Here is an 18,727-nt window from a genome sequence, read left to right as displayed (position 1 = left end):
TCTAAAAAACACATAATTTTGCAATAATTTTAATTAGAGACATTTGAAACAGGTTACAATACAGACAAAAAACATCATCTTAATTGTCTTGGATTACGGTGCTGTTATTCAGAAATTATTGGTAAAAGGCGATGATGGCAACTATACAAATGTTGTGGTTGGCTTTAACTACCCCAGTGCATATAAAAACGATAAGAAATGCCTAGGAGCTTGTGTAGGTAGATATGCCGGAAGAATTTCTAACGGCGGATTTACCTTAGACCGAGAAAAATATCCGTTACATAATATTAATGGAATCCATTTACACGGAGGGAAGCAAGGTTTTGCCCAGAAAACCTGGAAGTTTGAAGAAGTCAATAACGGCCCGGAACCTTTTGTAAAACTTTCATACACTAGTGGGCATTTAGAGGAAGGATATCCTGGAAACTTAAAAGTAACGGTTACTTATAAAATAGTAGACAGTGCATTGGTTATAGAACATAAAGCGGAAACAGACCGTACCACAGTGCTTAACCTCACTAATCATTCGTACTTTAAATTAGATTATGGAGATAGCATAGCAGATCATTTATTACAGATGAACTGCACGCACTTTACCGAATCTAACCAAGATCAGTTACCCACCGGAAAATTTGTGTCCGTTAAAGGAACTCCCTATAACTTTCTTGAAGAAAGGCCCATAGGTAACTCATTATTGGATATTCCCTTTGCCATTCACCCTAAAACTAATCTGGCCGCCCGCGTTAGATCTAAAAGATCAGGAATTACAATGACAGTGCAAACCAACCAACCAGCGCTTATTGTTTATACGCCTCCAGAGTTTCCGGGAATCTGTTTTGAAACTCAGAACTTTCCAGATGCCCCCAATCAACCTAACTTCCCAAGTTCGGTATTAAGACCTGGTGAGAAATATCAAAATATATCCAAATATCATTTTTCGGTTCAATAGCATAAAAAAAGCCCTAAAAATTAAAATTTTCAGGGCTTTTACATTTAGTCTTGACAATTATGCTTCAACCATTAAATTAAGTTCTACGGTAATATTGTCCCTTGTAGCCTTACTATAAGGGCATATTTCATGCGCAGCATTGATTAACTCCTCGCCTTTTTGCTTATCTACAGTTGGTAATAAACAGTCTAGAGTGGCATCTATGAAAAAACCGTCCTCGTCCTTGTTAAAACCAATAATAGCCGTTACGCTAAAATCTCCAAGATCCTCTACACCTTGTTCTTTGGCAACTGCCTGAAGTGCCCCGGCAAAACATGTGGAATATGCCGCAGCAAAGAGCTGTTCGGGGTTTGTAGATTTACCGTCCGTTTTTCCGTCCGCACCTGGCATTTTTATATCTAAATCTACAGCTCCGTCATCACTTTTCACATGACCTGCTCTACCTCCTGTATTCGTTGCTTCCGCTTTAAAAATAGTTTTCATTACGTATAAGTTTATGATTACTTCATGAAGTTAAGCTATGAATTTGTGAAAAAATAAAATGGATTATTAAATTAATGTGAAAAGCATCTTTACGGTTAAAAAAAGAATGGATTACACCCCTAATTCGTAACTTGGGGTAACAAATGCCGTTACAATGAAATTTACAAAATGGATTCTTATCGTATTTGCTATAGTAGGTCTTTTATTCTTTTTTGTTGTTGGACCCTACATGAGAATACAGACCAAAAAGCATAGTCCGGAAAAGACGGCCGTATACACAAATAACGGAATGGATTTGTCCGTAAACTATTCTAGCCCTTCTAAAAAGAATAGAATTATATTTGGCGAGCTCGTGCCCTATGATGTAGTTTGGCGTACGGGAGCAAATGAGCCCACTACATTTTCTACTGCATCGGATATTAAAATTGACGGTAAAAACCTTTCTTCTGGGGTTTATTCTCTATGGACAAGACCTGGTAGGCAAACGTGGTCGGTAATATTCAACAAAAATATACCTGACTGGGGGGTGAGTATATTAAGTGGAGGCAAAGAAACTACACGTATTCTGGAAGAAGATGTTATCGAAATTGAAATCCCAACCGAACAATTAGCGGAAACCGTAGAGCATTTTACTATAGACTTTGATAATACAGGACAGCTCTATATGCGCATCATGTGGGATAAAACACTAGTTAAGGTACCTATTAGTAAATAAGTGTGGAGAACCATAAAAATATAGATGCAAAAGGTATTTCTGAAATTCGGAAAAAAAGGAAAAGTACCATTGACCCTAATAAACTGGCCGAAGCCCTCTGCCAAGGGGACAAAACTGCACTTAGTCGCGCAATCACCTTAATTGAGAGTAACCACCAAAAACATATTACGGAAGCCAATAAGGTCATTGCCCTTTGTCTTCAAAAACCAATCCAAAGCATACGTATAGGTATCACAGGAGTTCCTGGTGTGGGAAAAAGTACTTTTATCGAAACTTTTGGCCAACTATTAACTTCCAAAGGAAATAAAGTTGCCGTACTTACGGTTGACCCTACCAGTCGCCAAAGCAAGGGTAGTATCTTAGGGGATAAAACTAGAATGGAATCTTTAACCAAAGATTCTAACGCCTTTATCCGCCCCTCACCTTCTGGACATTCATTGGGAGGAGTAGCCCGTAAAACAAGAGAAAGCATCATTCTGTGCGAAGCTGCCGGTTTTAACATTATTCTTATAGAAACTGTTGGAGTTGGACAGAGCGAAACCGCTGTACACGGTATGGTAGACTTCTTTTTACTTTTAAAATTGGCCGGTGCAGGCGATGAACTTCAAGGTATTAAAAGAGGGATAATTGAAATGGCAGATGGTATTGTCATCAATAAAGCCGATGGAGACAACCTGCCTAAAGCACTTATTGCCAAAAGTGAGTTTGAAAATGCCTTACAGTTATATCCGCCTAAAGAAAATGGATATAGACCTACGGTATCTTGCTGCTCCGCAACGGAAAACACCGGTATTAAAGAGGTCTGGAAAAATATTGAGAATTATATTTATCAAAGTAGAAAAACGGACTATTTCAATAAAAAAAGAATACAACAGAATAAAAACTGGCTCTACGAAACTATTGAAGCAAAGCTGAAATCGGATTTTTTTGAAGACTCCTTAATATCAAACGAAATAAACCACTATATTGAACAGATAATTTCCAAAAAAATCTCACCTTTTCAAGCTGCGGACCAATTGATAGCAATTTTTAAAAGCCGCTCTTAAATAATTAGCTTAATTTTGTGAGCTTAATTTCTTATAGCCTAATGGATTTAGTTACCACATCTCTCTTATCAATTGTCATTCCTGTTTTTAACGAGTCGGAAAATGTTGTTCTGCTCACAAAAAAAATTCACGAAAGCTTAGCCGGATACAATTATCAAATTGTTTATATAGACGATTTTTCTTTTGACGGTACTCGTAAGGTTATAAAGGAGATGAAGGATGATAAAGTTCATCTTATTAGTCTTAAAAGAAATTACGGTCAAAGTTTAGCATTGGCGGCCGGTATTGATTATGCTCAGGGAGAGTATATCATTACTATGGACGGCGATATGCAGAATGACCCTAGCGATATTCCCTCTATGCTAGAATATGTAGTTAATGGCGATTATGATGTAGTTACAGGTATTCGTGCCCAAAGAAAAGACTCCTTCGTTAAGAAAATTCCATCAAAAATTGCCAATGCATTAATACGTCGTACGGCCAAATTGGATATTAAGGATAATGGTTGCGCTTTAAAAGTTTTTACCAAGGATATTGCAAAAGACCTTAATCTGTATGGCGAAATGCACAGGTTCATTACCCTACTCGCCCATTTTGAAGGAGCCCGTATCAAACAGGTTCCGGTAAAACATCATGCCAGGCATGCCGGTAGCTCTAAATATGGCTTAGAACGCATCTTTAAGGTGGTTGCGGACATTATGCTGCTTTTATTTATAAGAAAGTACTTTCAGAGGCCAATTCACTTCTTTGGAATCTTTGGTGTTGTTCTAATTTTAATTGGAATTATTACAAACATTTATCTTCTGGTAGTAAAATTTGGAATGGGAGAAGACATTGGTTCACGTCCATTATTGACTTTTGGTATGATGTTCATTCTCGCAGGTATTCAACTTTTTACAATAGGTATCGTCATGGAACTATTAATACGTACCTATTACGAGTCACAGAAGAAAAGACCATACAGAGTAAAGGATGTTACCATAGCAGACCAAGTTCAGCCCTAATCTTTAAGATAGAAAGTCTAATGAATATGCACCAGATGCATCTTTTTTAAAGTTCGCTTTCTAGTAGAAGGATTTAAAAAATTTTTGGACAACCTAGAGATTCTAAAATCATTCTCCGTAAACTGCTGGTCCCAATCAAATCCGGCATCTTGAATGCTCCGTAAATCAGTATCGTTTACGTAAAGCCAAATATCTTTTTTGTTCTCAAGAGTTTTAACGGAAGCGTACTGCACCGGATATTGGTTATAAAAATCCAACGACCACGTGTGAAAATTGGATACTTTATAAATTTGGTCTACAGGAATATTTTCCTCCGAAACAACCTCGGCCATACTAGAACCTGCCTGAAACTTTAGCAACTCTGGATAAAAATGTAGGTTCAGCACTGAGTTTAAAAGCAAAGAACTATAAACCGACAAGGTTATAATCCGTAGAAAGCGTGCTTCTCTTTTTAAGCAGAAATAAATGATGACCATTAGCAAAAGGGTCAAAAGAACTGATGCCAAAAGACTTTCAAATTTAAATACGTAAAAACATATAAATAGAACGGCGGTAAAGACTATACTTAATACAAAGTATTGTGAGCCTAAAAGGATTCTCAAAATCTTCTTTTGATCATACCTGATCAAATCATTTATATAAGATGCCGTAAGCACTGCGAATAGTGGAATGGTTATATTCAGGTAATGAGGTAATTTAAATTGGGATAGACTCGCTACCGCAAAAAAGATGGTAATAGTACCCAATGTTAAAAACTCAACCTTGCTATTATATCTAAATTTTAATTTATACAAGGTTTTAAACCGGGCGCCAATAGCAAAGATTGCCGGAATGGTCCAAGGAATAAAAACCCACAAAAACGTATGGAAAAAGAAAAAATAATCCTTAGAAGCCTTTCCCATAGTTCCGCCGGTACGTTCTAAGCTTTGCTCCCAAAAAATGAAAAGAATACCACTACGATTGGCCGCTCCTCTAATCACCTTTTCAGGATGCATATCAAACTGATGGTAGTACGCATACAACATAGGTACCGTAGCAACTCCAAAACACACCAACCCTACCAGAACTTTCCAACTAAGAATGCTTTCCAATTTACGGGTGTAAGCTAAATGGCAAATAATGGATACCCCAATTACAAAAAGTGCAATCTGACCTTTTGCCGAAAATGCCATACCAGCTGCCAATCCTCCAATAAGTATAGAAACTAACGTTCGCTTTTCAATATAGGTCGCAAATTGCCAAATGGATAGGATGGTAAAAGCGGTAAGAACCGCATCTGTACGCACATCTATGACGGACAGCACAATAGTTTGTGCGGTCATATATATCAACGCTGCCAACTTACCCGTGTTCGTATTGTAAAGAAGCTTTCCTAAGCCAAAACAACTATACGCCCCAACCAAAGTTACCAGTATTGCAGGTATTCTGTAGGCCCATTCAAACAACCCGAATATTTTAAAAGATATAGCCGCTAACCAAAAATGCAAATGAGGTTTATCCAGATACTCCGTGCCGCCTTTTATGAGATTTATAAAATCGTTCTCTTGAACCATTCGCATTGCCATTACGGCAAATTGGGCAGAATCGTTCTCAAAAAGGGTAACGAACATACCGGCTATATAAACCAGAACAATCAGCACCAATAAAAATATGTATCTGAAGTTAGATATCATTCAAGTATTTCTCGATTGCAAATATATATAACTTTGAAAACAACCAGCTAAAAAACAATCCTATAAAGGCGCCCGTAAGCACATCCAATGGAAAATGAACACCCAAGTAGATTCTGCTATAAGCTACCAAAATGGCCCAAAATATAAGAACGTATCCAATAAAAGCATACTTATGTTTTAGTAGTAACGTAAAGAAAAAAGCTACCGCAAAACTATTTGCCGCGTGCGCAGAAAAGTAACCAAATTTACCTCCACAGGATGACTTTACCAATCTTACCAATCCGTCCAAACCAGGGTCATGACAAGGTCGTAAACGCATCACACCGTATTTAAAGAAATTGCCCAACTGGTCCGTTACTACTATCAACAGGACAACGGCAACCAAAAGCACCAAGGTTTTTTTAAGTCCGTATGTTTTATACGCCAAGAACAATAGGGCCGCATATAAGGGAATAGCACTAAATTTATTAGAGATAAACAACCAAAAAGCATCCCAGGATGAAGTTCCCAAATTATTTAAAAAAAGGAAAAGCTCTTTATCTTGCTGAATAAGTTCTTGCCACATGATAGCTACTCTTCGTATCTAGATACCTCACGGTCATAAAATTCACCCGCCTGTTCTATAAGGCTTTGTGCTTCGGACTCCAACTCCTTTTCATCTTCAGTTGAAAAATCCTCTAACCATTCTACCTCATCATTTTCCAGGTTGATAATAAACCTAGGGTACTCAGTATGTACAACAAATATAGCAGTAGGATAATCTGTATTATCACCTAACAAAAACTTTGGGAATTCCATCTTATGAATTTACTATTAACTTTTTAGTCAAATAATTAAAGCGAATATACAACATAACCGCCGATGCGCTCAATCCGGTCAACAAACCTATCCATATACCGGTACTTCCTAAATCTGTATGTAAACCTAAAAAGTAGCTTACCGGAAAACCTATCGCCCAATAGGCTATAAAAGTTATGAGCGTTGGTATTTTAACGTCCTGAAGACCACGTAACGCTCCTAGAACTACCACTTGTACCCCGTCGGATATTTGAAAGAACGCCGCCACCAGTAATAGTTCAGCGGCCAAAACAATAACCTCTGTATTATCCGCCACGTTTAAGGCATCATCCAAATCCAGATACAAGGTAGGGAACCAGTGCCTACCTAACAGAAATAGCGCAGCAAATACAATCTCCAATAATAAGGTTAGAAAAAATATAGACTGACCAATACGCCTCAATTCCACAAAATTGCGCAGACCCTTCTGATTTCCCACTCTGATCATAGCGGCAATACCTAGCCCCATTCCGAACATAAAGGTCATACTGCTTAAGTTTAAAGCAATTTGGTTGGCCGCTTGTGCATTCTTACCCAACACACCACTAAGCCATATTGCCGCAGTGAAAATAGCTACTTCAAAAAACATTTGCAATGCCGATGGAAAACCTAAATCGATAATTTTTTTGATTACTTTTCTTTCAATATTCTTAAAATCGAATCCGGTTACGTAATCATGGAATTTCTTTTTACTTTTTAACAAATACCAAATATAGGCCACCATTAAAAAGCGGGAAACCAAAGTACCTATTGCCGCTCCTACAATGCCCATTTTAGGAAAACCAAAGGAGCCGAAAATCAGTAAATAATTAATTACAATATTTACCACATTGGCCATGATTGTAGCGTACATGGGGTATTTAGTTTGCGACAATCCTTCTGAAAACTGTTTGAACGCCTGAAATACAACCAACGGAACCAAGGAAAAAGCTACTAAATCCAGATAGGGTAAAGCCAAGGCAACCACCTCTTCCGATTGCCGCATAGAATACATTAATGGTTTGGCCAGTAATATGACCCCAAACAGCATCAAACTTAAAACGGTGCACAACACCAGACCATGTTTTAGGGCACTTTTGGCATCGGACTTGTTCCCGGCACCATCCGCCTCGGCAACCAAAGGTGTTATTGCGGTTGAAAATCCTATACCCAATGACATGGCTATAAAAACAAAACTGTTGCCCAATGAAACTGCCGCTAACTCTGCAGTTCCTAGTTGACCTACCATAATATTATCGGCCAACTGAACGAATGTATGCCCCAACATCCCTAATATCACAGGTACTGAGAGCTGAATGTTATATTTGAATTCTTTAGTGTATTGCTGAAACAAAACTGAATGTATTTTATAGGTAAGGATTTAATTTATCTTACCTAATTAAGTGACTTTGTTATTGGAAAGTTTATTCGGATAGCTTGGCTTCGTCCCAAAAAACATCCATTTCCGCTAAGGTCATTTCTTTTAATTCCTTTCCCATTTCCTTAGCTTTGGATTCCAGATATTGAAAGCGACCTATAAATTTTTTATTAGTCCGTTCCAATGCATTTTCCGGGCTTATCTTTAAAAACCGTGCGTAATTTACCATGGCGAACATGACATCGCCAAACTCGGCTTCCATCTTATCTTGGTTCTTTAATTTTACCTCTTCCCGTAACTCGGCAAGTTCTTCCTGTACTTTCTCCCAAACCTGTTCCGGCTTTTCCCAGTCAAAACCAACACCTGCCACTTTTTCTTGAATACGACTTGCTTTAACCAAGGCCGGCAAACCTTTGGGCACGCCTTCCAAGACACTCTTTTTGCCCTTTCCCTCTTTAAGTTTTATGCTTTCCCAGTTCCGTTTTACATCTTCCTCATTGGTAACCTTTACATCACCATAAATATGGGGGTGCCTGTTAATGAGCTTTTCGCATATTTCGTTACAAACATCGGCTATATCAAAGTCATTGGTCTCACTTCCAATTTTTGAATAAAAAACAATGTGCAATAATACATCGCCAAGTTCTTTTTTAACCTCTTCCAAATCATCTTCAAGAATAGCATCGCCAAGTTCATAGGTCTCTTCAATAGTTAAATGACGTAAGGTTTGCATGGTCTGTTTCTTATCCCACGGACACCGCTCACGTAGTTCATCCATTATGGTCAATAAACGATCAAACGCCTCCAATTTCTGCTGTCTTGTATTCATGGCTGAAAATTTGCGTAAAAGTACAAAGACCCTCCCTTTAACGTGTCGAAAATTTAGAGTATTTTAGAAGTCTTTACTAAGATTTATCCCTACCCGATTATGACCAATATAAACCGAAGAAAATTTTTAAAGCAGTCCGGATTGGCCACTGCCGGAAGCTTGATAATACCAACAATGGGCTTTTCCAAAATACCTGATGAAGCGTATGGCGTACAGCTTTATACTTTTCGTGATGAAATGGCCAAAGATGCCAAGGGAACCTTGGAACAAATTGCGGCTATCGGTATTAAAAAAATAGAATCGGCAAGAAGCAAAGAGGGGCTCTATTACGGGCTATCTCCAAAGGAAATGAAAAACACCTGTAATAGCTTGGGCATGAAACTCTGTAGTGGACACGTTGCTTTGGACAAAAATTTTGACGATACCATACGGCAAGCTGTGGAATCAGGTCAAGAGTATGTTATTTGTTCTTCCCTACCTAGCAAAGGGCAAAATATTGATAATTACAAAAAAGTGGCCGACGCATTCAACCAAGCTGGAAAAGCCTGTAAAAAACTAGGTCTAAAATTTGGGTACCACAACCACGAGTACGAATTTGAATCCCATAAAGGCGAAGTACTCTATGATGTTCTCATGGACAACACTGATCCGGACCTTGTTCATATGGAGCTGGACTTAGGATGGGTTATTGTTGCTCAAAAAGACCCATTGCACTATTTTAAAAAGTACCCTAAACGGTTTCCGTTATGGCATTTAAAGGATATGAACATGCACGAAAAGGTAAGTACGGAATTTGGTAAAGGCGGTCTTGATATTGCCACTATGATGGAACACAAATCAAACTCCGGTGTTGAACATATTTTTATAGAGCAAGAAGAATATGCCAGCACTCCTATGAAAAGTATGAAGCACAACATGAACTTTCTAAAAACACTTTACTAATGAAAAATATATCTATACCCTTACTGTTTTCAGTGGCCGCTATACTGGCACTATCCTCCTGTAAGGGGCAGCAAAATTTATCCAAAAACATCATAGCTAAAGATGCTAAATTAACTTTGGTTTCCGATGAATATAAATTTACGGAAGGCCCGGCCGTTGATAAAAATGGTGACATCTATTTTACGGACCAGCCCAATGACCGTATCGTGAAATGGGATGCCGCAACTAATACCGTTTCCGACTACATGAAACCCTCAGGGCGTGCCAACGGACTCTATTTTGACCATGATGGCAATCTTTTGGCTGCAGCCGATGAAAAGAACGAACTCTGGAGTATAGCCCCGGATAAAAAAGTGACCGTTCTAATTGATGATTACGAAGAAAAAAAGCTGAACGGCCCTAATGACCTTTGGGTAGATTTAAATGGGGGTATTTACTTTACCGATCCATTTTATAAAAGATCTTGGTGGAAACACACCGAGCCGGAACAATCTGCCCGGCGTGTATATTATTTACCAAAAGGGAATTCCGTTCCGCGCATTGTAGCCGATGATAATTTTGAACAACCCAACGGAATTATAGGTTCGCCGGATGGCAAAACTTTATATGTTTCCGACAACGGAGCCAAAAAAACCTACTCTTATACCATTGAAGCGAACGGAAACCTAACCAACAAAAAGTTGTTTACCGATATGGGCTCCGATGGCATGACCTTGGACAACCAAGGAAACGTTTATCTTACCGGAGACGGAGTTACCGTGTTCAACTCAAAAGGCGAACAAATAGAACATATTGATGTTCCGGAGAGCTGGACGGCCAATGTAACTTTTGGAGGTCCCGAACAAAAAACACTGTTCATTACCGCAATGGACTCTGCCTATACCTTAGAAATGAACGTAAACGGCGTACGATAGTCCCAGGTATATTATAAAAAAAAGCCATTTCACACTAGTGTGAAATGGCTTTTACAGGTAAAAATAAGTAGGGGATTTTAAACGCTAATTCCACCCGCCACCAAGAGCACGGTATACATTTACCACGGCACTCATCTGTTTTTCTTTGGTTTCAATAAGCTCTACCCTTGCTTCCAACGCGTCACGCTGGGTCATAAGTACTTCCATATAATCCGCTCTAGCAGATCTAAAAAGTCGGTTTGAGATATCTATAGATGCGGTTAGAGCATCAACCTCTTTTGACCTTAAATCATAGCTCTTTTCCAGATTATCTATTTTCGCTAATTGATTTACTACCTCAACATAAGCATTTAAAATGGTCTGTTCATAATTGTAGACCGCTTGCAACTGTTTTGCATTGGCACCAGTATATGCTGCCTTTATTGCATTTCTATTAATGAGAGGCGCAGTTAATTCACCAAATACAGAGTAAATCAAAGATTCAGGGCTTTCCAATAAATACTCCGTTTTAAAGGATTGAAAACCTATTCCCGCAGATATGCCCAAAGAAGGATAAAATCTGGCCTTGGCCACTTTTACATCTAGTTTGGCAGCCATTAGATCCAGTTCTGCCTGTTTTATATCAGGACGATTGGCCAACAGCTGAGAAGGCAACCCAAGCTGAACCGTTTCCGGAACCAAGGTTTCAAACCCGCTGTAATTCCTTGCTATAGGTTGTGGGTATCGGCCTAAAAGAAAATTGATTTCGTTTTCCTTCTGAACAATTTCCTGTTGAATCTCAAACTGAAGGCTCTTGGTATGCAAAACTTCGGCCTCAAACTTCTTAACGGCCAACTCATTTACTTTAGCGGCGGCCTTTTGAAGTTTCACAATTTCCAAAGCATTGCTCTGAATACCAATATTCTGCTTTACGATAGCCATTTGATTGTCCAAGGCCAATAATTCATAATAGGCATTAGCTATTTCGGAAATGAGATTGGTTACCATAAAGTTCTTGCCTTCCACCGAAGAGAGGTACCGCATGACCGCGGCTTTTTTTGCATTTCTAAGTTTATGCCACACATCTATCTCCCAATCAGCTCGCGCTTCAAGTAAGAAATCGCCCAAAGGCTCCGGAAATTCCTCTCCAGGCCTAATATCATTATTCGCATCGCTTGCACCCTGACTCGTATACCGACCCACTTTTTCGAGTCCGCCACCAGCTTTCAGGTCAACAAAAGGAAGGTATTCCCCTTTCTTCTCCTTCACCTCGCTTTGTGCTACTGCTATTTCCTGTAACACAATGTTGAGCTCCTGGTTGTTCTGCAATGCAACATCAATGAGGGACGTCAAATTTTCATCCTTAAAATAATCTCTCCACTTTACCGTGGCCGTATTTACCGTATCATTCATCTCCCCCGAATACTGCTCGGGAACGGAGGCATCAGCTTCACGTACCGTTTTAGTTGGCACACAAGAATGCACTAGCAGTACCGCACAAATGGAGACCAGGGTCTTAATATGTTTTATCATCTTTTAATTTTTTGGATTTTTCTTTCGCGATAGGATTTTCTTGAGCATTCTACGCAGCTGGCTTACTTGCTCTTGAGTAACATTTTCCTCTTCCGATGTTCTGATCAGCCCTTCTGTAAAAGGCTCGCTGTTTTCATCTTTTATCAATGAACGACCGTCTGCCATTTTTGCGAAAACAAAATACAACCCGGGAATTACAAGAACCCCTAGAAGTGTACCCAATAGCATACCACCCATAGCCGAACCACCTATGGTACGGTTACCAATGGCACCGGCACCAGTTGCTATAACTAGTGGGATCAACCCGGCTACAAAGGCAAAAGAAGTCATTAAGATAGGCCTGAAACGCATTTTTGCACCTTCAATGGCCGCATCAAGTATTGTAGCGCCTTCACGTCTTTTCTGAACTGCGAACTCTACGATCAATACCGCATTTTTACCCAAAAGACCAACTAACATGATCAAACCAATTTGAGCGTACACATCATTTGCCAATCCCATAGCTTTCAGGAGTAGAAAAGACCCGAAAATACCAACAGGAAGGGATAGAATAACCGCCAATGGCAATAGGAAACTCTCATATTGAGCCGCTAATACCAAGTAAACGAAAATCAGTACAACTAGAAATATGTAAATTGAGCCGTTACCTCTGCCCGCTTCGTCATAGGAAAGGCCTTCCCAAGCAATATCAAAGCCATTGGGCAAACTCTCTTCCGCTACCTCACGAATGGCCTTAATTGCATCTCCACTGGTATAGCCTGGAGCCGGCAGACCCCTTATAGCTGCGGAATTATATAGATTATAACGCGTAATTTCATTTGGACCTAAACGTTTTTCAAGTTTCATAAATGACGAATAAGGTACCATCTCCCCTTGTTCGTTCTTTACAAAAAGCTGTTCAAGATCAGATGGCATACGCCTATATTCCGGAGCGGCCTGTGTATACACTTTAAAGAAACGTCCGTACTTTATGAAACCCTGTTCATAGGTACTACCTATTAGAATATTCAGGTTTTCCATGGCTTTACCAATAGACACCCCTTTTTGCATTGCCGCCTTATTATCTACCACAAGTTCATACTGAGGGTAATTGGCCGCAAAAAAAGTAAAGAGCCCGGTAAGTTCTTCCCTTTTGCTTAGGGCATCCATAAATTCATTGTTTATTCTTTCAAACTCATGATAATCTGTATTATCCGTTTTATCCAAAAGACGCATAGAAAATCCACCAGAAGAACCAAAACCTGGTACTGCGGGCGGTTCAAAAAACTCAATAACGGCCCCGAGGTTTTTACTTTCTTCCTCAAGTTCTTCCATTACTTCATGTACCGATTCATGCCTTTCCGACCATGGTTTTAGGTTGATAAGACAGGTACCCGCATTGGAACCACGACCTTCGGTCATAATTTCGTAACCGGCCAATGATGATACGGACTCTACAGCATCCATTTCTTCGCACATTGCCTGAAGCTTATGAGCTACATCATTAGTCCGCTCCAATGTGGCCCCTGGTGGCGTTTGAATAATTGCATAAATAGTACCCTGATCTTCGTTTGGTATAAAACCTGCGGGTAAGGTTTCGTTCGTGAAAAATATACCAGCACAAAAAGCGATCAGAATTCCAAAAGTAACCACTCGCCTATTCACTATATATTTAAGTACGTTTACATATCTGCCCGTGAGTTTTTCAAACCCTCTATTGAACCAATCTATAAACCTATCAACAAGTGATTTTTTTCTTGGCACTCCGTGATTGTTCTTCAATATCATGGCACACAACACCGGAGTAAGTGTAAGCGCAACAATGGCGGATATAATAATGGAACCGGCCATGGTAATACTAAATTGGCGGTAAAATACCCCAACAGGCCCTGTCATAAAAGAAATAGGAACGAATACGGATACCATAACCATGGTAATGGCAATAATAGCTCCTCCAATTTCACCTATCACCTGTTTAACCGCTTGATACTGGTTTAGGTGCTCTTCTTCCATCTTTGCATGAACGGCCTCTACCACAACAATGGCATCATCTACCACGATACCAATTGCCAATACCAAGGCAAAGAGAGTTATTAAGTTAATTGACAGTCCAAAAAGCTGCATGATAAAGAATGCCCCGATCAAAGAAACGGGCACCGCAATGATAGGAATAAGAGTGGAACGCCAATCGCCCAAGAAAAGAAACACAACAATGGCCACTAAGATAAAAGCATCACGTAAGGTATGCACAACTTGCTCTATTGAGGCATCCAAAAAGTTAGAAACATCATAACTTATTTGATAGTCTATGCCCGGCGGCAAGTTTTCCTTTAGCTCTTTTAATTTATCCTTTACGGAATCTATTACATCACTGGCATTACTTCCAAAAGTTTGCTTGAGTACTACCGATGCCGAGGGTTTCCCGTCCAAATTAGAGTAAATATCAAAAAATTCACTCCCTAATTCTACATCCGCAATATCTTTTAAAGTAAGTATTTCACCATCTTCATTCGCCTTTATAATAATATCCTTGTACTGGTCTGCCTCATTATACCTACCCTCATAAGTGAGCACATATTCCAACGCTTGGGATTTTTTACCCGAACTACGCCCTAAACGACCGGGCCGAGCAATAACACTTTGCTCATCCATAGCCTCGAGGACATCTTCTGCGGAAATATTGTACGCCCGCATACGGTCAGGTTTTAACCAAACCCGCATGGCATACTTTCTACTACCCAATATCTTTGCACTGGCAACGCCTTTTATACGTTGAAGCTCCGGAACTATTTTGGTATACGCATAATTGTACAGGAACTTTTCATCGTTCTTTTTAGAGCTACTAAAAAGATTCACGTACATTAACATACTTGGTTGTACCGGGGTAATAATAACCCCCTCTCTTTGCACCAATGGCGGTAACAAAGGCATTACTTGATCTACACGGCTCTTTACCCTAACAACCGCTTCGTTCGGGTCGGTACCAGGCTCAAAAATGATACGTAAAGTACCTTCTCCGGCACTGGTGGCATCAGACGCAATATAACGCATGTCTTGCACGCCATTGATTGCCGTTTCAATAGGTATTAGGGTAGATTTCACCAATACATCCGCACTTGCTCCTGGGTATGCTATAAAAATATTTACCGTTGTAGGGGCAATTTGTGGAAACTGTGATATAGGTAATTGCTTAATGGACAAGAGTCCCACAAAAACAATAATTACCGAAATTACAATAGCCAGAACTGGCCGTTTTATAAATTTACTGAACATATTTTTGGTATTTAAGATTGGATATTACTCTGCATAGAGATCAAGAAGGGCCAATTGTTTCTTAGGCGCCATGAAATCTGGCTCTATGTGACTTCCTTCCTTTACCAACCGAATACCTTCCAGCAGTACTTTATCGTTTTTGGACAATCCGTCTTGCACCACAAATAAGTGTGGCAACTCGGAACCTACGGTAACTTCTTTTTGATGAACCACATTGTCTTCGTCAAGCACAAAAACGTACTTTTTGTCAAGCACTTCAAAGGTTGCTTTTTGAGGAATTATAAGTACATCTTTAAGGGACATTTTCATTAGAACATTTCCCGTTTCCCCATGGCGTAAAATACCTTTAGGATTAGGAAAGGTTGCCCTAAATGCAATATTTCCCGTCTCATTATTGAACTCTCCTTCTATAGTCTCTACTATTCCTTCTTGGTCAAACTTTTGATTATTGGCCATTAGCAGCTCTACCCCTACCTTATCATCTGAATTACCGTTAAGGGCATAGTTTAGGTATTCCGCTTCTGAGACATTAAAGTAGACCCACATTTTGCTGTTATCGGATAAGGAGGTGAGTAACTCGCCCTCATCCAAAAGGCTTCCTTCCCTTACCATAAGGTGATCAATTATTCCATCAAAAGGGGCGCGGATATCCGTAAAGCTCAAATGTGTTTCCGCCATAGCAACTTCTGCCTTAGCCTTATCGTATTTGGCCTTGCTCATAGCCAATTCATTGGGAGAAACTACGTTACTGTCCGCCAACAACTGTGTGTTGTTATACTCAATTTTAGCTACTTCGGCTTCCGCTTCAGCTCTCTGTAACTCAGACTTATAGACCTTGTCCATAATTTTGAACATGGGTTGGCCTTTCTTTACATGTTGGCCCTCATCTACAAAAATGGTTTTTAGATACCCTTTTTCCAAGGCTCGTAGTTCTATATTTCTATAGGAATGGATTTGGCAAACATAATTTTTGGTTATAACGGTATCCATTAGTATAGGATTGGTAACCAGATATTTTGCCTCTTTTTCTTTATGTTTTTTTTCGGACGAACAACTTGAATGAAACAATAGCACAGACAAGCTCATGAGCATGAAGATTCTTCTCATTACTTAAAATTTTAGTTTTGATAATGGTTTATGTTGATGTGTTTAAAACATCATTGAGGTAATTTTCTAAAGTGCCTTATTTTCCGCATGGCACTAAAAAAAAGTTCGGCGCGTAGTATATATGCCGAACAAAACCAAGTATCACAGCTGTAGAACGCTGAACATAAGGTGAAGTGTCTTAAACGTAGACAAGTAATTAAAATGCTTGTAAAACGTAAGTTGATTTTTGATCAGGTGAAAAAAGTAGCCTGTTCCGTAAAATCTAGAAAGTAAGTTTAAGGAGTTGTATTCCTTTAATTGCTTTTCGGATAGCGTAGGTTCATTTTCCTCTTCTTCCTCTTGTTCATCCGTAATTTCAATCTTATTGGTATGTCGTTTTTCAGACGAGGAAGAACTTAATCCCGAGGGAATGAACTGCTTTAATTCACTAGCAACATTTTTCCTATCCGTTTGCTGACCTACACTTACATCCGTACCAGCACCGTAAGCTGAATTTGCGGATATTTGACCACAAACGCCTAAAAGGAGTATTGAAAGAGATAAAAAATATTGTAAATACCTTTTTTTCATCTGTGAGCAAAACTAGTGTACGTCCTTAAGGTGCACAAATAGTATCTTCTTAAAAATTTGTTAACCCCTTTATTTTTTTTCATATTACTATTCCTTCCCTAATTTATCTAACAAAAGAGAAGTAAAAGGTTCGTTTTTTTTAATATCTTTCCGTCAGGTCCTTTAGATTACCATCTTTTATAAAAACCGTAGGCAGCATGAAAAATGTATTTGACCAAAATGATGTAAACGAAATTATTTCCCGTATCAACCAACTAAATCCAACAAGTACTAATTTATGGGGAAAGATGAATGTGGGCCAAATGTTGGCTCATTGTAATGTGGCTTATGACATGACCTATACGGACAAATACCCAAAACCTAAAGGGTTTAAGAAGTTTATGATTAAACTTTTTGCGAAAAATCTGGTTATAGGTCCTAAACCTTATAAAAGAAATATTCGTACAGCTCCAGAATTTTATATTACCGATGAGCGGGATTTTCAATTGGAAAAAGAGATACTTATTGCACATTTAGAAAAAACACAACAACTAGGTGCAGCTCATTTTCAAAATAAAGAGTCGCATGCTTTTGGAAAACTCACCTCTCAAGAATGGAACGTCCTTTTTTATAAACATTTGGACCATCACCTTCAACAATTTAATGTCTGATTCGCTTTACCTTTATTCGTTACAGTAAATAGCAAGGCTAAAACTGCCTGTATCTTATGGTTGCCCCTATATGTACTACACGGATAAAATTTTGATTTTTCATTATCTTTCCACTAATTAACTAACTCAACAATTTAACTAACTCAACTATGATCGTTTATCTCTATGAATTTATTGGAACCGCTTTACTTATTCTTATAGGTAACGGTGTTGTTGCCAATCTCGTTTTAAAAGGCACCAAGGGCCCTGACACCGGGTGGACCGGTATTTCACTAGCATGGGGTATTGCCGTTTTTATAGGTGTTTATGTAAGTGCAGATGTTAGCCACGCCCATTTAAACCCAGCTGTAACTTTGGCATTGGCCACAGCAGGCAAGTTTAGTTGGGGGTTGATACCCGGTTATATGGTTTCCCAAATTTTGGGTGCCATGATGGGGAATTTCCTAGTTTGGCTCACTTACAAAAAACATTATGATGCCACCGAAGACCAAGGAGCTATACTGGCTACCTTTTGTACCGCCCCGGCCATTAGAAGCCCCTTTTGGAACTTTGTTACGGAAGCAATTGGAGCCTTTACCTTAGTTTTTGGTGTGTTCTTTATTGCAGGCGGCAAGTTTGGAGAGGAAGCCATTTCCTTGGGTTCCTTAGATGCCCTTCCTGTAGCTCTATTGGTAATGGGTATTGGTTTTGGGCTTGGAGGCCCAACAGGTTATGCCATAAATCCGGCACGTGATTTTGGTCCGCGTTTATTACACGCTATCTTACCCTTAAAGGGTAAAGGCAGTAGTGATTGGGGCTATGCATGGGTGCCTATTGTAGGTCCATTGTTCGGTGGGTTTTTAGCAGCTCTGGTTTACCTTGCCGTATCCGTTTAAGCAACCTTTATT

The 18,727-nt window shown here is 39.3% G+C and carries 18 protein-coding genes; 8 read left to right on the top strand and 10 right to left on the bottom strand.

Annotated features, from left to right (window positions below):
- Positions 1–43: 43 nt before the first annotated feature.
- Complete coding sequence (locus H9565_RS18100) at positions 44–949, top strand: aldose epimerase family protein (protein WP_215441790.1); 906 nt, start codon at positions 44–46, stop codon at positions 947–949.
- 57 nt (positions 950–1,006) lie between these two features.
- Here the strand turns inward: H9565_RS18100 and H9565_RS18095 are convergent, their stop codons facing one another.
- Complete coding sequence (locus tag H9565_RS18095; protein ID WP_215441789.1) at positions 1,007–1,432, bottom strand: organic hydroperoxide resistance protein; 426 nt, start codon at positions 1,430–1,432, stop codon at positions 1,007–1,009.
- Between the two features lie 154 nt (positions 1,433–1,586).
- On the opposite strand from H9565_RS18095, the gene H9565_RS18090 reads away from it, so the two are divergent.
- The 3 genes from H9565_RS18090 to H9565_RS18080 are packed head-to-tail and all read left to right on the top strand — an operon-like array spanning position 1,587 to position 4,197.
- Positions 1,587–2,147 (top strand): DUF2911 domain-containing protein, encoded by a 561-nt coding sequence (locus H9565_RS18090; protein WP_215441788.1) that lies wholly within the window; start codon positions 1,587–1,589, stop codon positions 2,145–2,147.
- 2 nt (positions 2,148–2,149) lie between these two features.
- Positions 2,150–3,193: a methylmalonyl Co-A mutase-associated GTPase MeaB gene (meaB, locus tag H9565_RS18085; protein WP_215441787.1), complete on the top strand. Its 1,044-nt coding sequence runs from the start codon at positions 2,150–2,152 to the stop codon at positions 3,191–3,193.
- A 41-nt stretch (positions 3,194–3,234) separates the two neighbouring features.
- Entirely contained in the window at positions 3,235–4,197 is a 963-nt protein-coding gene (locus tag H9565_RS18080; protein ID WP_215441786.1) for a glycosyltransferase family 2 protein, read from the top strand.
- Positions 4,198–4,214: 17 nt separating this feature from the next.
- On the opposite strand, the gene H9565_RS18075 is transcribed toward H9565_RS18080, so the two are convergent.
- From H9565_RS18075 to mazG, 5 genes are all read right to left on the bottom strand, one after another.
- Positions 4,215–5,870: an ArnT family glycosyltransferase gene (locus tag H9565_RS18075; protein WP_215441785.1), complete on the bottom strand. Its 1,656-nt coding sequence runs from the start codon at positions 5,868–5,870 to the stop codon at positions 4,215–4,217.
- Complete coding sequence (locus H9565_RS18070) at positions 5,860–6,435, bottom strand: phosphatase PAP2 family protein (RefSeq protein ID WP_215441784.1); 576 nt, start codon at positions 6,433–6,435, stop codon at positions 5,860–5,862. Before H9565_RS18070 ends, H9565_RS18075 begins: the two co-directional genes overlap by 11 nt.
- A gap of 5 nt (positions 6,436–6,440) precedes the next feature.
- Positions 6,441–6,668, bottom strand: coding sequence for a hypothetical protein (locus H9565_RS18065; RefSeq protein WP_215441783.1), 228 nt, complete (start codon positions 6,666–6,668; stop codon positions 6,441–6,443).
- 1 nt (position 6,669) lies between these two features.
- Positions 6,670–8,040, bottom strand: a complete 1,371-nt coding sequence (locus tag H9565_RS18060) for an MATE family efflux transporter (protein ID WP_215441782.1) — start codon at positions 8,038–8,040, stop codon at positions 6,670–6,672.
- A gap of 70 nt (positions 8,041–8,110) precedes the next feature.
- On the bottom strand, positions 8,111–8,893 hold the full coding sequence (gene mazG / locus H9565_RS18055; protein WP_215441781.1) for a nucleoside triphosphate pyrophosphohydrolase: 783 nt from the start codon (positions 8,891–8,893) through the stop codon (positions 8,111–8,113).
- Positions 8,894–8,992: 99 nt separating this feature from the next.
- Here mazG and H9565_RS18050 point away from each other — a divergent pair, with 99 nt between their 5' ends.
- A complete protein-coding gene (locus H9565_RS18050; protein WP_215441780.1) occupies positions 8,993–9,835 on the top strand; it encodes a sugar phosphate isomerase/epimerase family protein in 843 nt (280 codons plus the stop codon).
- Positions 9,835–10,749 (top strand): SMP-30/gluconolactonase/LRE family protein, encoded by a 915-nt coding sequence (locus H9565_RS18045; RefSeq protein WP_215441779.1) that lies wholly within the window; start codon positions 9,835–9,837, stop codon positions 10,747–10,749. Before H9565_RS18050 ends, H9565_RS18045 begins: the two co-directional genes overlap by 1 nt.
- 84 nt (positions 10,750–10,833) lie before the next feature.
- On the opposite strand, the gene H9565_RS18040 is transcribed toward H9565_RS18045, so the two are convergent.
- The 4 genes from H9565_RS18040 to H9565_RS18025 form a co-directional block, all read right to left on the bottom strand.
- Positions 10,834–12,261 carry a TolC family protein gene (locus H9565_RS18040; RefSeq protein WP_215441778.1) on the bottom strand — a complete coding sequence of 476 codons (1,428 nt, stop codon included), beginning with the start codon at positions 12,259–12,261 and terminating at the stop codon, positions 10,834–10,836.
- 3 nt (positions 12,262–12,264) lie between these two features.
- The gene (locus tag H9565_RS18035; RefSeq protein WP_215441777.1) at positions 12,265–15,513 is read right to left on the bottom strand and encodes an efflux RND transporter permease subunit; all 3,249 of its coding nucleotides are present in this window, start codon (positions 15,511–15,513) and stop codon (positions 12,265–12,267) included.
- Positions 15,514–15,537: 24 nt separating this feature from the next.
- Entirely contained in the window at positions 15,538–16,620 is a 1,083-nt protein-coding gene (locus tag H9565_RS18030; RefSeq protein ID WP_215441776.1) for an efflux RND transporter periplasmic adaptor subunit, read from the bottom strand.
- Positions 16,621–16,761: 141 nt separating this feature from the next.
- The gene (locus tag H9565_RS18025; RefSeq protein ID WP_215441775.1) at positions 16,762–17,190 is read right to left on the bottom strand and encodes a hypothetical protein; all 429 of its coding nucleotides are present in this window, start codon (positions 17,188–17,190) and stop codon (positions 16,762–16,764) included.
- Between the two features lie 197 nt (positions 17,191–17,387).
- On the opposite strand from H9565_RS18025, the gene H9565_RS18020 reads away from it, so the two are divergent.
- Both H9565_RS18020 and H9565_RS18015 read left to right on the top strand, forming a co-directional pair.
- Entirely contained in the window at positions 17,388–17,840 is a 453-nt protein-coding gene (locus tag H9565_RS18020) for a DUF1569 domain-containing protein (RefSeq protein WP_215441774.1), read from the top strand.
- A gap of 149 nt (positions 17,841–17,989) precedes the next feature.
- Positions 17,990–18,715, top strand: a complete 726-nt coding sequence (locus H9565_RS18015) for an MIP/aquaporin family protein (protein WP_215441773.1) — start codon at positions 17,990–17,992, stop codon at positions 18,713–18,715.
- Positions 18,716–18,727 lie beyond the last annotated feature (12 nt).

This window comes from Zobellia russellii, from assembly GCF_018728565.1.
In the GTDB taxonomy this organism is placed as follows: Bacteria; Bacteroidota; Bacteroidia; order Flavobacteriales; family Flavobacteriaceae; genus Zobellia; species Zobellia russellii.
The sequence above is the reverse complement of the archived record's forward strand: the minus strand, read 5'-3'. Positions and strand labels throughout refer to the sequence as shown.

Excerpts from the sequence above, each read along its gene's own strand:
- H9565_RS18095 (WP_215441789.1), bottom strand. The coding sequence starts at position 1,432 with ATGAAAACTATTTTTAAAGCGGAAGCAACGAATACAGGAGGTAGAGCA.
- H9565_RS18090 (WP_215441788.1), top strand. The coding sequence starts at position 1,587 with ATGAAATTTACAAAATGGATTCTTATCGTATTTGCTATAGTAGGTCTT.
- H9565_RS18080 (WP_215441786.1), top strand. The coding sequence starts at position 3,235 with ATGGATTTAGTTACCACATCTCTCTTATCAATTGTCATTCCTGTTTTT.
- H9565_RS18075 (WP_215441785.1), bottom strand. The coding sequence starts at position 5,870 with ATGATATCTAACTTCAGATACATATTTTTATTGGTGCTGATTGTTCTG.
- H9565_RS18070 (WP_215441784.1), bottom strand. The coding sequence starts at position 6,435 with ATGTGGCAAGAACTTATTCAGCAAGATAAAGAGCTTTTCCTTTTTTTA.
- H9565_RS18065 (WP_215441783.1), bottom strand. The coding sequence starts at position 6,668 with ATGGAATTCCCAAAGTTTTTGTTAGGTGATAATACAGATTATCCTACT.
- mazG (WP_215441781.1), bottom strand. The coding sequence starts at position 8,893 with ATGAATACAAGACAGCAGAAATTGGAGGCGTTTGATCGTTTATTGACC.
- H9565_RS18050 (WP_215441780.1), top strand. The coding sequence starts at position 8,993 with ATGACCAATATAAACCGAAGAAAATTTTTAAAGCAGTCCGGATTGGCC.
- H9565_RS18045 (WP_215441779.1), top strand. The coding sequence starts at position 9,835 with ATGAAAAATATATCTATACCCTTACTGTTTTCAGTGGCCGCTATACTG.
- H9565_RS18040 (WP_215441778.1), bottom strand. The coding sequence starts at position 12,261 with ATGATAAAACATATTAAGACCCTGGTCTCCATTTGTGCGGTACTGCTA.
- H9565_RS18035 (WP_215441777.1), bottom strand. The coding sequence starts at position 15,513 with ATGTTCAGTAAATTTATAAAACGGCCAGTTCTGGCTATTGTAATTTCG.
- H9565_RS18030 (WP_215441776.1), bottom strand. The coding sequence starts at position 16,620 with ATGAGAAGAATCTTCATGCTCATGAGCTTGTCTGTGCTATTGTTTCAT.
- H9565_RS18025 (WP_215441775.1), bottom strand. The coding sequence starts at position 17,190 with ATGAAAAAAAGGTATTTACAATATTTTTTATCTCTTTCAATACTCCTT.
- H9565_RS18020 (WP_215441774.1), top strand. The coding sequence starts at position 17,388 with ATGAAAAATGTATTTGACCAAAATGATGTAAACGAAATTATTTCCCGT.
- H9565_RS18015 (WP_215441773.1), top strand. The coding sequence starts at position 17,990 with ATGATCGTTTATCTCTATGAATTTATTGGAACCGCTTTACTTATTCTT.